Consider the following 12,339-nt stretch of genomic DNA (forward strand, 5'->3'; position numbering starts at 1 on the left):
GCCGACGTTACATCAAAGCTGCGCCCAATGCGGCTCGCGCCTCAGCGCGACGCGCCGGGCACCCACAGAACATCGCCACCTGCCTTTTGGTTCACATGGCGGGCTGCGACGAACAGATAATCCGACAGGCGATTTAGATAGGCAAGCGCGCAAGGGTTGATCGCGACATCGTGCATCGCGGTCACGGTCGCGCGTTCGGCCCGGCGCACGATCGCGCGCGCAAGGTGCAGCGCGGCCGCGCCCGGTGTCCCGCCCGGCAGGATGAAGCTGGTGAGCGGCGGCATCGCGTCGTTCATCGCGTCGATCTCGGCTTCGATCCGGGCGACCTGCGCGGGCACGATGCGCAGCACCATCTCCGACGGCGCAAAATCCTCGCCCGGTGTCGCCAGATCGGCGCCAAGATCGAACAGGTCGTTCTGGATGCGCGTCAGATCGGCGGCGAGCGGATCATTGCCCAGCGCGACAATCGCAACGCCGATCGCCGAATTGGCCTCGTCGACTTCACCGATGGCGGTCAGGCGCGGCGAATTCTTGCCAATCCGCGATCCATCGACAAGGCCGGTCATGCCCTCGTCGCCGGTGCGCGTATAAATGCGGTTGAGCTTGACCACCGGGTCAGCCGCCGATCAGCCGGTGCGACCGGTCGCCAGCAGGATCACGACAACGACCAGGATCGCCAGCGCTTGAAAAAAGATGCGCGCCTGCATCATCCGGTTCGATTTCATCCCCGAGACGCTCGGTCCCGTGCCCTTCAGATCGGCTTCGGTCGCCATCAGAAAGGTGATGATGCCGCGCACCAGCGCGACGAGCGTCGCGATCATCGCGGCAATGAGCAGGATCCAGAGGAATACGGTCATGTCAGCCTATCTACGCGTTGCCGCAGCCGATGCCAATGGTGGGCCGAAGGCCATACCGGTGCGCAATCGTGCCGCCAGCGTGCGGCCATCCTCCCCCGCCAGTCGTCGCGCCGCCAGCGTGGGCGCGCCATCGCGCTTGGCAAGCCGCTTGCCGTCGGCATCGGTCAGCAGCGCGTGGTGGCGATAGACGGGCGTCGGCAAGCCGAGCAGGGCCTGCAATAATCGGTGGACATGGGTCGCCGCGAACAGGTCGGCGCCCCTGATCACATGGCTGACGCCTTGCGCAGCATCGTCGACGGTCACGGCGAGGTGATAGCTCGCCGGGGCATCCTTGCGCGCGAGCACGACATCACCAGCGCTGGCCGGATCAGCCGTGACGGTCCCGGCAATTTCATCGACCCAGTCGATCGATCCCGCGCGCGCGATTGCGGCCGCCATATCGATCCGCCACGCATGTGGCTCGTGCATGCGCTCGGCGCGCGTCGCAGCGTCGAGCCGACGGCAGGTGCCGGGGTAGAGCAGCCCGTCGGTCCCGTGCGGCGCGCTCAGGCTGGCAGCGACTTCGCGCGCAATGTCGGCGCGGGTGCAGAAACAGGGATAGAGCAGGCCGATCTCGTGCAGCCGGTCGAGCGCTGTGCGAAAATGTTCCAGCCGTGCCGACTGAAAACTGAGGTCGTCCCATTCGAGCCCCAGCCAGGCGAGATCGGCGAGGATCCCCGCAACATGCTCGGGCCGGCTGCGGCCGCCGTCGATATCCTCGATCCGCAGCAGGAAACGGCCACCGGCGTCGCGCGCGCGGTCGTGCGCCATGATCGCCGACCAGGCATGGCCGATGTGCAGGGCACCGGTCGGGCTGGGGGCAAAACGCGTGATCATCGCCGGTTAGTCGCACGTCCGATTCGACTTGTCGCGCAGCAAGCTGGCCATTGACCACGAGTCGCGCGATCTGTCATCATGCCGTCATCCTAGTCGGCGAAAGGCGACTGCGAGAAGTGTGGGAGGGAAAATGTATCATCCCGATCTGATCCGGCATCCGGACATGGTCCGCCATCCCGATGGGTGTCCCGCGCTCGTCCTGAACGCCGATTATACCCCGCTCAGCTATTATCCGTTGAGCGTCTGGCCGTGGCAGACGGCCGTGAAGGCCGTGTTCCTCGACCGGGTCGATATCGTCGCCTATTACGAGCGCGAGGTGCGAAGTCCCAGCGCGAGGCTGAAGCTCCCTTCGGTCATCGCGCTCAAGCAATTCGTCAAGCCTTCGCAATTCCCCGCCTTCACCCGCTTCAATCTCTTCCTTCGCGACCGTTTCGAGTGCCAATATTGCGGCTCCGGACGCGACCTCACCTTCGATCACGTCGTCCCCCGCGCCCAGAAGGGCCGCACGACCTGGGAAAATGTCGTCACTGCCTGCGCGCCGTGCAACCTGAAAAAGGGCGGGCGTACGCCCAAGCAGGCGAGCATGCCGCTCCACATCCAGCCGATCCGCCCGACCAGCTGGCAACTGCAGGAACACGGCCGCCGCTTCCCGCCGAATTACCTGCACGAAACCTGGCGCGACTGGCTCTACTGGGACGTCGAGCTGGAAGCGTAGTGCCTGTCTCGGCGTGTTTACTCGTGAGCTAGCGGCGCTATAGACTGTGTACTAGTCCGAACGAGTGGCGAACGGGGAAGCCAATCATGCCCAAGTGGACCGATCAGTTCGTCCCGAAGTTGACCGATCAGGCGCGTAAAGCGATCATAGTGATATCGATATTTTGCGTCGCCTGTGTTGTCGCCCTTGTCATTTGGACATTCTATGTCGCCGCCAGTGGGCCGATCGTCGGCGAGCGTTACCCGGGGAAGCTGTTACTAACGCTTGTCGGAGGGTCGCAAGATATTTTTGGCCGCTCGCTTGCCGGATTGCTCCTCATTGTAAGCTACGGCGCAACATTTGTTGCCGGGTCGAAGCTGAAGGACTCACTTTACTACCTCATCGTCGGGTTGAGCATTGCGGGTGTGGTGTGCCTGATTGCACTAATGATCGTTATGAATGACACCGACAACCTCGCCCATGTCGCGCGTGCCAGCGAGACGTTCAAAGATGTCCCCGAGTACCGGTCGGCGCAAAACGTGTTTCTTGGCGCCTTGATGATATGGTTGCTTGGGACCCTGTCCACGCAGCTCGGGATCGAGGGCGCAGCAAAGCAAAAGGGGCCGCCATCATGAACCCAATTTGGTCGACTGTCATTGTTGCCCCACTCGCCGCCTTCGGCTTCAGCGGGATCGCTGTGGCGCAGACAGAAATTCCGGTCGAAGTCCATTTCGAAGGTAACGCCATCACCCGCGTTGTGATCGACGAAGGGGGGCGACCGACCACGCTGCCGCCGCCTGATGCCACTCGCGTATATCGCGGATCGGTCGGAGTCCTCGCACCAAGGCAAGTGGAAAAGAAAATCAAAGTCATCGTGTTTTACGGGAACGTCGGCATCCCGCTGGTTCTTAACTTGACGCCCGGGCGCCCAAAGCTTGTGGTGAACATAGTCAATTTCACCCCGCCTCCGTCATGCTTTGACCGCTTCTTGCGAAGCGCCGACCAGACCACCGACAACGAATTCGACGCGATGCGACGCATGTTGACGGTTGCCTATGCAATGCGAATGGACGGCAGCAACTGCAAAGCGGTTGGCTATGAGCGCCGTGCGGCCCTTATCCGTCATAAGCGCAATGAGAATCTCGCAACGACCAGCAATGGTCGCTACGCGCTCAATCAGGAGTGGAAGGAAGAGCTCGCTTCGCTGCCAAGGGACGCATTTTCAACGCCGCCTACGGTGCTTGCGGAACGCTCCCAGGCTGAAGCGGACAACGCTTTGTTCGCCTATATCTACAACACTGATATCAAGAAGGCGGCGACTCCAGCGGAATCGCTAGAAGTTGCCCGTAATCTAAAGGCATTACGCGATTCAAACCCTTCAGTGGCTGCGGCGCTGGCGACCGCACCTCTGGACGCGGATATTGCCTATTATGAGCGCAGGGCCAACGCCGCTCCAAAATAGGCGTGGAGCGGCTTGACCCTGACCGTACCGCAGCGCAGCATTGGCGCCATGGCCGAGCTCCCCGCGATCACCAACAATCCCGACATTCGCTTTCTCGGCAAGCTGCTCGGGGATGTGATCCGTGCCTATGGCGGTGATGCGTTGTTCGATCGGATCGAAGCGATCCGCTCGGCCTCGGTCGAGCGGCATCGGGGGATTGGCAGTGCCGCTGCCACGGACATGGCGCTCGACCGGCTCAGCCTGGACGAAACGCTCGATTTCACGCGCGGCTTCATGCTGTTCTCTATGCTCGCCAATCTCGCGGAAGATCGGCAGGGAGTCGCGCGTGAGGCCGGGGCCGATCTGGAAGCCGCAGTCGCGCGGCTGAGTAGCGCGGGTATCGACCATTCGGCGATCGACGCGTTGCTCGAAAATGCCCTGATCGCGCCGGTGTTGACCGCGCATCCGACCGAGGTCCGGCGCAAGTCGATGATCGACCACAAGAACCGCATCGCCGAGCTGATGAAGCTGCGCGATGCCGGACTGCCGACGACTCCCGACGGTGACAATGTCGAACAGGCGATCGCGCGCCAGATCGCGCTCCTGTGGCAAACGCGCGTGCTGCGACGCGAGCGGCTGTATGTGACTGACGAAGTCGAAACCGCGCTCAGCTATCTTCGCGACATTTTCCTGCCGACCTTGCCCGCTCTCTATCAGCGCTGGGACCGCGCGCTCGGTCGGCGCGTGCCGAGCTTCCTGCGGCCCGGCAGCTGGATCGGCGGCGACCGCGACGGGAACCCCTTTGTGGTCGCGGACAGCCTGCGCACCGCGCTCGCGCGGGCGTGCGAGACCGTGCTCGACCATTATCTGGACGCCGTCCACACGCTCGGCGCCGAGCTGTCGATCTCGACCGCGCATGCCGATGTGTCTGCCGAGGTGCAGGCGCTCGCCGATGCGAGCGGTGACCTTGCCGAGGCGCGCGCCGACGAACCCTATCGCCGGGCGCTGTCGGGCATTTATGCGCGGCTGGCAGCGACGCATCTCGTGCTGACCGGCAAGCCGGCGGCGCGTCCGTCGGCGCTGGCCGGCGCAGCTTATCCGACTTGCGATGCGTTTCGCGGCGATCTGATCGCGATTGCCCACGGCCTTGCTGCCGAACGTGGTGGCGCGCTGGCGTCCGCCGGGGCGCTCGGGCGGCTGATCCGCGCGGTCGAGACTTTCGGCTTTCATCTCGCGACGCTCGACATGCGTCAGAACAGCGCCGTGCATGAGCGGGTCGTTGCCGATCTGTTGAGGGGGGCAGGGGTCGAGGCCGATTATGCCGCGCTCGACGAAGGCGCCCGCATCGCCCTGCTGCGCCGCGAGCTCGCCAGCCCGCGCCCGCTGGTCAGCCGCTTCGCGGTCTATGCCGACGAGACGCGCAGCGAACTGGCGATTCTGGGCGCAGCGGCCGAGGCGCACACGCGTTACGGCGCGGCCTGCATCCGCAATTATGTCGTGTCGATGGCGCAGTCGGTTTCCGACCTGCTGGAAGTCCATCTGCTGCTGAAGGAAGTCGGACTCTATACGCCGGGTGATCCGCCCCGAGCCGCCATCATGGCGGTGCCGCTGTTCGAGACGATCGGCGATCTCGAGTCGGCACCGCAGATCATGGCTGACTGGTTCGCGCTGCCCGAAGTCGCCGCGATTGCCGCGAGGCGCGGGCATCAGGAAGTGATGATCGGCTATTCGGACAGCAACAAGGACGGCGGCTATCTGACGAGCACCTGGAGCCTCAGCCGCGCCTCGACCGCGCTCGCGCCGGTGTTCGAGCGTGCAGGCGTGTCGATGCAGTTGTTCCATGGGCGCGGCGGCGCAGTCGGGCGCGGTGGCGGATCGGCCTTTGCCGCGATCCGCGCGCAACCGTCCGGTACCGTACAGGGGCGCATCCGCATCACCGAGCAGGGTGAGGTCATCGCCGGCAAATATGGCACGCGCGAAAGCGCTGCTGCCAACCTAGAGGCGATGGCATCGGCGACGTTGCTTGCCAGTCTTGAGCCGCAGCCGCTGTCTCCCGCCGATCACGCGCGCTTCGGGGCGGCGATGGAAACGCTGTCGGCGCGCGCTTTCGCTGCCTATCGCGACCTTGTTTACGGGACGGCAGGGTTCCGCCAGTTCTTCCGCCAGATGACGCCGATTGCCGAGATTTCGGGCCTCAAGATCGGTTCGCGCCCGGCCAGCCGCACCAAATCCGACGCGATCGAGGATTTGCGCGCGATTCCCTGGGTGTTCAGTTGGGCGCAGGCGCGGGTGATGCTGCCCGGCTGGTACGGAGTCGGCAGCGCATTGCGCGATTTCGGCGATACCGAGCTGCTCGCGGACATGGCCGTCGGCTGGCCGCTGTTCGCGGCGACGCTTGCCAATATGGAACAGGTGATGGCCAAGTCGGACATGGGTATCGCCGCGCGCTACACCGCGCTGGTCGAGGACCGCGCTGCCGCCGAGGCGATTTTCGGGCGCATCCGCGACGAATGGCAGGCAGCCCATAACGGTCTGCTCGCCGCGACCGGACAGGCGCATTTGCTGGCGAAAAGTCCCGCGCTCGATGCGTCGATCCGGCTGCGGCTGCCCTATATCGAGCCGCTCAACCTGCTCCAGATCGAACTGATCAAGCGCCGCCGGAGCGGTGAAAGCGACCCCCGGGTCGGCGAAGGCATCTTGCTGTCGATCAACGCGATTGCGACCGCCCTCAGAAACAGCGGCTGATCGGTAGCAATTGGCAGCGATCGCCCCTACATCATTGGGGTCGGTGAACGCCTGATTAGGTGTGCAGGGGCCGACTGGAGACGACGGGACGGCATGGCGGCAGTGATCGCACAGAGTAATCTTGACGCGAAGTTGCTGAGCCTCATCAACGACAGCCCGATTGCGTCGGTGCTGAGCGACCCGCGCCAGCCCGACAATCCGATTGTCGCATGTAACCGGGCGTTCTGTGACCTGACCGGCTATCCGCCGGAAGAGGTGGTCGGTCGCAACTGCCGGTTCCTGTCGGGGCCGGGCACCGAGCCATGGCTATCGGAGCGAATTCGCCAGGGCGTGCGCGAGCACCGTCCGGTGCTGGTCGAAATCCTCAACTACAAGCGCGATGGCACGCCGTTCCGCAACGCGGTGCTGGTCGCGCCAATTTACGACGAATGCGACGAACTGCTCTATTTCCTTGGTTCGCAGGTCGAAATCGACAGCGACATGCCGCTCCCGTCGAGCCAGCGGCGGTTGCGCGCAGCCGAACTGGTGAAGTCGCTGTCGCCGCGCCAGTGGCAAGTGCTGAAGCTCGCCGCGAGCGGGCTGCTCAACAAGCAGATCGCCGCCGAACTCGGCCTTTCGGAAAAGACGATCAAGATGCACCGCGCGATCCTGATGGACCGGCTGGGCACGCCGACCACCGCCGACATGATCCGCGTGGCGGTCGAGGCGGGGCTCTAAGCGAACCGCGACAGTGGCCGGGACTATCGTCCGTATCGAGGCATTTTCGCAGACGCGCTAGTCACTTCGCCGGACGCCGTGACCCTCCGCTTCCCGGCGACGCGTGACTCTGCCCGATCCCCCCGTTGCGCATCGCTCGTCACGGCGTCCAAACCGCCAGCCGCTGCTGACACAAGGCCCGCGTGCGTGATAGCGAGTGAGGTTGGGCAACAAGGGGACTGGCGTGGCCGGAAATAATCGTCACGCGCGGCGAGCGGGGCAGTCCCGTGATCGGCGTGCGGGCGCGCCCCGGCTGCGTCCGGTCGACCAGGCGCAGCGCTGCTCGCGGCGGGGCGGCTGGGCGAGGCGTTTGACGCATTCCGCATCGCTGCCGCCGCAACACCGCCTGACCGGGCCGCGCGTGCGGCGTTCGGCGCCTTTCTGATCGCCAATGTCCCGGCGCGGCCGCATCCCGATATCGATGCCGTCTTCGTCGCCGCGCTCGACGAGGCTTGGCTGCGGCCCGAGGCGCTGGCGCCGGCGGCGATCCGCTATCTCGAACATGCTGCGGGTGCGGTGATCGGTGCGGTGCCTGATCTCGCCGCGTCCGGGGTGCAGGCATTGCTGTCGCACCCGGTTTTGCTGGCGCTGCTGCGCGCGACGCCGGCGGCGACGCCGCGGCTCTAGATATTCCTCGCGCGCGCGACACGCTGCCTTGCGCGATGGTGCCGCTGCCGTGCCGCTGCCATTCCTGATTGCGCTTGCCGAGCGCGCCGCGGCGTCGGGCTTTGCGCTGACCTTGCCCGCGTGCGACGCCGAGTGGCAGGCTGAGGAGGCGCGCTGCCTTGTTGATCTGCGCGCGGCGGCGTCGGCCGGGGATCCGGCGGCAGTGGCGCTGCTCGGCTGTTATGAGCCGCTGCGCAATTTGCCCGAGCCGGTCTGGGCGGCCCCCGCATTCGCGGCGCTGCAGGCGGCGCATGTCGTCGCCCCGGCGCGCGCAGCGGCGATCGCCGCCGGTCTCGCCCCGATCACTGCGATCGACGCAAGCAGTGCGCCCGTCGCGGCGCAATATGAGACTGATCCCTATCCGATGTGGGTGCGCGAGCCGATCGGCCTTGCAGTCGCCGTGCCGCAGGCAGTGACCCGCCGCGCCGATCCAGCGCGGGTGCGGCGCGTGCTAGTGGCAGGCTGCGGCACCGGGCAGCATGCGCTGGTCGCCGCCGATCGCTGGCCGCGTGCATCATTGCTCGCGATCGATCTGTCGCGCGCGAGCCTTGCGCATGCGATCGCCAAGACCTCGTCGCTCGGCATCACCCGCATTCGCTTCGCGCTCGGCGATCTGCTGGAAGTCGCCACGATCGGCGAGCGTTTCCCGGTGATCGAGGCCGTCGGCGTGCTCCACCACCTCGCCGACCCCGCCGCCGGGCTGAAGGCGCTGGCAGGCGCGCTGGCCCCCGGCGGCGTGATGCTCGTCGCGCTTTACGCGCGCCGCGCCCGCGCAGGACTGGCGTCGGCGCGCTCCCTTGCCGATCATGTGCCAGCCACCGCAGCGGCGATCCGCGCATGGCGCGCCCGCGCTCTCGACGAACTTGCCGCGCCCGAGATTCTGCACTCGCCCGATTTCTACAGCATCGGCGGGTGCCGCGATCTGGTGTTTCACGTCCGCGAGCGGAGTTATGACCTGCTGGAAATCGGTGCGCTTGCCGAGGCAGCGGGGCTTACCGTTATCGCCGTCGAGCCGCCGCCGCGCGCGCTGCCCAACCCGCCGGGCGCGGTCGATCTGGCAGGATGGGACGCATGCGAGCAGGCCGAGCCGATGCTGTTCGGCGGCATGTATCATGTCTGGCTAGGGTCCACGCGGGGCTGACAGGCGGCGCCCCGCATGGCAGAGCGCCGCCATCCGGACGGAGGATGGATGGCCGAAATCGTTCCCGACAGCGAATATCGCGGGCTGATCGCGCTGTTGCCGCGGGCAGCGCGACCGTTCGTGTCGCTCGCGCGGTTCGACCGGCCGATCGGCTGGTGGCTGTTGTTCTGGCCGGGCGCCTGGGGCGTCGCGCTGGCGGGCGGCGCGGTCGCGCGCTGGGACCTGTTCCTGTGGCTATTGCTCGGCGCGATTGTGATGCGCGGCGCGGGCTGCGTCTACAACGATATCGTCGACCGCGATCTCGATGCGCAGGTCGAACGCACGCGCAACCGCCCGCTGGCGTCGGGGGCGGTGTCGGTCAAGGCGGCGTGGGTGTGGCTGGTGCTGCTGTGCCTGGTCGGCCTGCTGGTGCTGGTGCAGCTCGGCGTCTATGCGGCGATCGTCGCAGTGCTCAGTCTCGCGCCGGTCGCGGCCTACCCTTTCATGAAGCGGATCACCTGGTGGCCGCAGGCATGGCTCGGGCTCGTGTTTTCCTGGGCCGCGCTGGTCGGATGGAGCGAAATTGCCGGCGCGCTGACGCTGCCCGGGCTGCTGCTCTATGCCGGATCGGTGGCGTGGGTGGTGGGTTACGACACCATCTATTCGCTGCAGGACCGTGACGATGATGCGCTGATCGGCATCCGGTCGTCGGCGCGCGCGCTCGGCGACCATGTCCATGCCGGAGTCGCGGGCTTTTATGCGCTTGCAATCGCGCTCTGGGCGGCGGCGATCTGGCTGGTGCGGCCCGATCCGCTGGCGCTGGCGGCGCTTTTGCCGGTCACGCTCCATCTCGGCTGGCAAGTCGTGACGCTCAAGCCCGACGATGGCGGCAATGCGCTCGCCCGCTTTCGCGCCAATCGCGGCGCGGGGCTGCTGATGTTCCTTGCCTGCCTCGTCGTCGGCACGGCGAGCCAATTGTGAATTGCCGGTTCAAATCGCCCGCGATGCCGCCTAAGTCCGGCGGATGATGACGGTTGAACAGGCGCGCGACCGCGCGCTCCACATTGTCGAACAGGCACGCAAGGGCGGCGCGGATGCTACCGATGCGATCTTTTCCTCGGATGCAGCCACCGAGGTTTCGGTCCGGCTCGGCAAACTCGAGGATGTCGGTCGGTCGGAAGAAGCCGAACTTGGCCTGCGCGTATTCGTTGGTGACCGCAGCGCGAGCGTCGCGACCTCGGACTTCAGCGATGCGGGGCTGGCGGCGCTGGTCGACCGCGCCGTCGCAATGGCGCGCGAGGCGCCCGAGGATGAATGGGCAGGGCTTGCGCCTGCCGACCGGCTGCTGCGCGGTGAGCCGCCCGCGCTCGACCTTGACGACGGTGGCGAGGTGTCGCCCGAAGCGTTGAAGGCGCGCGCGCTCGAGGCCGAAGATGCGGCGCGTGCCGTGCCCGGCGTCTCCAACAGCGAAGGCGGCAGCGCGAGCGCAGGGCGCGGCGTCGTCGCGCTCGCGACCAGCCACGGCTTTGCGGGCGGTTATGCGGTGTCGAGCCACGGCACCTCGGCGAGCGTGCTTGCCGGGAGCGGCGGCGCGATGGAGCGCGACTATGCCTATCACAGCGCGCGGCACCTGAAGCACCTCGACGACCCCGCCACCATCGGCCGGCTCGCGGGCGAACGCGCGGTCGCGCGGCTCAATCCCGGCCGGGTCGAAAGTGGGCCGATGCCGGTTGTGTTCGATCCGCGCGTCGGCAATTCGCTGCTCGGCCATTTGCTCGGCGCGATTGCGGGGCCGGCGATCACCCGCAAGACGAGCTTTCTGCTCGATGCGCTCGGCACGGCCATCTTCGCTGCCGGGGTGACGATCGAGGACGATCCCTTGCGCCCCTTTGGCCTGCGCTCGCGCCCGTTCGATGGCGAAGGGCTGCCGGTGGCGCCGACCACGCTGGTAGCGGACGGCGTGCTCCAGACATGGCTGCTCGACAGCGCCTCGGCGCTGCAGTTGGGCCTCGCGCCGACCGGTCATGCCGCGCGCGGCGGCCCCGGCGCGCCGGGGGTCTCGGCGACCAATTTGCACATGGCCCCGGGGACGATCAGCCGTGATGCGCTGATCGCCGATATCCGGCGCGGCATCTACGTCACCGAGTTGATCGGCATGGGCGTCAACGGCGTCACCGGCGATTATTCGCGCGGCGCCTCGGGCTTTCTGATCGAGAATGGCGAAATCACCACGCCGGTCGCCGAATTCACGATCGCGGGCAATCTGATCGACATGTTCAAGGCGCTGACTCCCGCTGACGACCTCGCCCTTCGCTATGCGATCAACGTGCCGACCTTGCGCGTTGACGGGATGACGGTCGCGAGTGGCTGAGCTGATCGACGCCGTCGCCGCGATTACTGCCGAGGCTGGCGCGCTAGCGCTGCGCCGCTCGGGCGAAGTGTTCCGTCGCTGGGAAAAACGTGCGGGCGAGCCGGTCAGCGAGATCGACCTCGAAGTCGACGCGCTGCTTCGCACGCGCCTGTCGGCGCTGCTGCCCGAAGCCGGCTGGCTGTCGGAGGAAACCGCCGACAATGCTGATCGCCTCGCCTGCCACCGGCTTTGGGTGGTCGATCCGATCGACGGCACGCGCGATTATCTGCGCGGGCGGAGCGGCTGGGCCGTCTCGGTCGCGCTGGTCGAGGGGGGGCAGGTCGTGCTCGGCGTGCTCGATGCCCCCGCGCGCGGCGAGCATTGGCGTGCGGTCGCGGGCGGCGGCGCCACGCGCAACGGTATGGCCGTCCGCTGCGGCGGTCGCGAGACGCTGGCGGGCGCGCGCGTGCCGTTCGATCAGCTTCCGCGCGAGGACATGGACCTGACGATCGTCCCCAAACCCAATTCCATCGCTTTGCGCATCGCGATGGTCGCCGCTGACGAAGCCGATCTGGTCGCGACCTTGCGCTGGGGGCATGAGTGGGACATCGCCGCCGCCACGTTGATCGCAGCGGAGGCCGGGGCGACGGTGAGCGACGCGCTCGGCGGGCGGCTCGCCTTCAATACCCCGAGTGCGGAGGCATTCGGCGTGCTGGTGAGCACCCCCGGCATTCATGCCGCCGCGATCGAGCGGCTGGCCGACCGCGCAAAGGCGCTGGTGGGGCGATAGTCGCGCCTTGTTCCAGCCCCGCACTGATCATATCTCTGCCGGGC

At 66.6% G+C, this 12,339-nt stretch carries 12 protein-coding genes; 9 read left to right on the plus strand and 3 right to left on the minus strand.

The features are described from left to right. Window positions 1-41: 41 nt before the first annotated feature. Genes AX672_RS00160 through gluQRS form a run of 3 tightly spaced genes read right to left on the minus strand, consistent with a single transcriptional unit; the run spans window position 42 to window position 1,733 of the window. A complete protein-coding gene (locus tag AX672_RS00160) occupies window positions 42-611 on the minus strand; it encodes a cob(I)yrinic acid a,c-diamide adenosyltransferase (protein WP_066646518.1) in 570 nt (189 codons plus the stop codon). Between the two features lie 15 nt (window positions 612-626). Then, window positions 627-857, minus strand: coding sequence for a twin transmembrane helix small protein (locus AX672_RS00165; protein ID WP_066646519.1), 231 nt, complete (start codon window positions 855-857; stop codon window positions 627-629). Window positions 858-863: 6 nt separating this feature from the next. Continuing rightward, window positions 864-1,733 (minus strand): tRNA glutamyl-Q(34) synthetase GluQRS, encoded by an 870-nt coding sequence (gene gluQRS / locus AX672_RS00170; RefSeq protein WP_066646520.1) that lies wholly within the window; start codon window positions 1,731-1,733, stop codon window positions 864-866. Window positions 1,734-1,881: 148 nt separating this feature from the next. Between gluQRS and AX672_RS00175 the strand changes: the two genes are divergently transcribed. The 9 genes from AX672_RS00175 (at window position 1,882) to AX672_RS00220 (ending at window position 12,295) form a co-directional block, all read left to right on the plus strand. After that, entirely contained in the window at window positions 1,882-2,448 is a 567-nt protein-coding gene (locus AX672_RS00175) for an HNH endonuclease (protein ID WP_066646835.1), read from the plus strand. An 86-nt stretch (window positions 2,449-2,534) separates the two neighbouring features. Then, complete coding sequence (locus AX672_RS00180; protein ID WP_066646522.1) at window positions 2,535-3,062, plus strand: hypothetical protein; 528 nt, start codon at window positions 2,535-2,537, stop codon at window positions 3,060-3,062. Continuing rightward, on the plus strand, window positions 3,059-3,889 hold the full coding sequence (locus tag AX672_RS00185; RefSeq protein ID WP_066646524.1) for a hypothetical protein: 831 nt from the start codon (window positions 3,059-3,061) through the stop codon (window positions 3,887-3,889). The genes AX672_RS00180 and AX672_RS00185 overlap by 4 nt, the downstream gene beginning before the upstream one ends. Window positions 3,890-3,937: 48 nt before the next feature. Then, window positions 3,938-6,613 (plus strand): phosphoenolpyruvate carboxylase, encoded by a 2,676-nt coding sequence (gene ppc, locus AX672_RS00190; protein WP_066646525.1) that lies wholly within the window; start codon window positions 3,938-3,940, stop codon window positions 6,611-6,613. Between the two features lie 93 nt (window positions 6,614-6,706). Then, window positions 6,707-7,330, plus strand: coding sequence for a LuxR C-terminal-related transcriptional regulator (locus AX672_RS00195; RefSeq protein WP_066646527.1), 624 nt, complete (start codon window positions 6,707-6,709; stop codon window positions 7,328-7,330). A gap of 715 nt (window positions 7,331-8,045) precedes the next feature. Next, a complete protein-coding gene (locus AX672_RS00205; RefSeq protein ID WP_168727266.1) occupies window positions 8,046-9,176 on the plus strand; it encodes a class I SAM-dependent methyltransferase in 1,131 nt (376 codons plus the stop codon). Between the two features lie 48 nt (window positions 9,177-9,224). Next, a complete protein-coding gene (gene ubiA, locus AX672_RS00210; protein WP_066646535.1) occupies window positions 9,225-10,136 on the plus strand; it encodes a 4-hydroxybenzoate octaprenyltransferase in 912 nt (303 codons plus the stop codon). Window positions 10,137-10,179: 43 nt separating this feature from the next. Continuing rightward, on the plus strand, window positions 10,180-11,526 hold the full coding sequence (locus AX672_RS00215) for a TldD/PmbA family protein (protein ID WP_066646538.1): 1,347 nt from the start codon (window positions 10,180-10,182) through the stop codon (window positions 11,524-11,526). Continuing rightward, complete coding sequence (locus tag AX672_RS00220; RefSeq protein ID WP_066646541.1) at window positions 11,519-12,295, plus strand: 3'(2'),5'-bisphosphate nucleotidase CysQ; 777 nt, start codon at window positions 11,519-11,521, stop codon at window positions 12,293-12,295. Before AX672_RS00215 ends, AX672_RS00220 begins: the two co-directional genes overlap by 8 nt. Window positions 12,296-12,339: the final 44 nt, after the last annotated feature.

This window comes from Sphingomonas sp. CCH10-B3, assembly GCF_001556185.1.
Lineage (GTDB): Bacteria > Pseudomonadota > Alphaproteobacteria > Sphingomonadales > Sphingomonadaceae > Sphingomonas > Sphingomonas aquatica.

Coding starts and splice junctions, on each gene's coding strand:
- ppc (WP_066646525.1), top strand. CDS start 3,938: ATGGCCGAGCTCCCCGCGATCACCAACAATCCCGACATTCGCTTTCTC.
- AX672_RS00215 (WP_066646538.1), top strand. CDS start 10,180: ATGATGACGGTTGAACAGGCGCGCGACCGCGCGCTCCACATTGTCGAA.
- AX672_RS00180 (WP_066646522.1), top strand. CDS start 2,535: ATGCCCAAGTGGACCGATCAGTTCGTCCCGAAGTTGACCGATCAGGCG.
- AX672_RS00195 (WP_066646527.1), top strand. CDS start 6,707: ATGGCGGCAGTGATCGCACAGAGTAATCTTGACGCGAAGTTGCTGAGC.
- AX672_RS00185 (WP_066646524.1), top strand. CDS start 3,059: ATGAACCCAATTTGGTCGACTGTCATTGTTGCCCCACTCGCCGCCTTC.
- AX672_RS00165 (WP_066646519.1), bottom strand. CDS start 857: ATGACCGTATTCCTCTGGATCCTGCTCATTGCCGCGATGATCGCGACG.
- ubiA (WP_066646535.1), top strand. CDS start 9,225: ATGGCCGAAATCGTTCCCGACAGCGAATATCGCGGGCTGATCGCGCTG.
- gluQRS (WP_066646520.1), bottom strand. CDS start 1,733: ATGATCACGCGTTTTGCCCCCAGCCCGACCGGTGCCCTGCACATCGGC.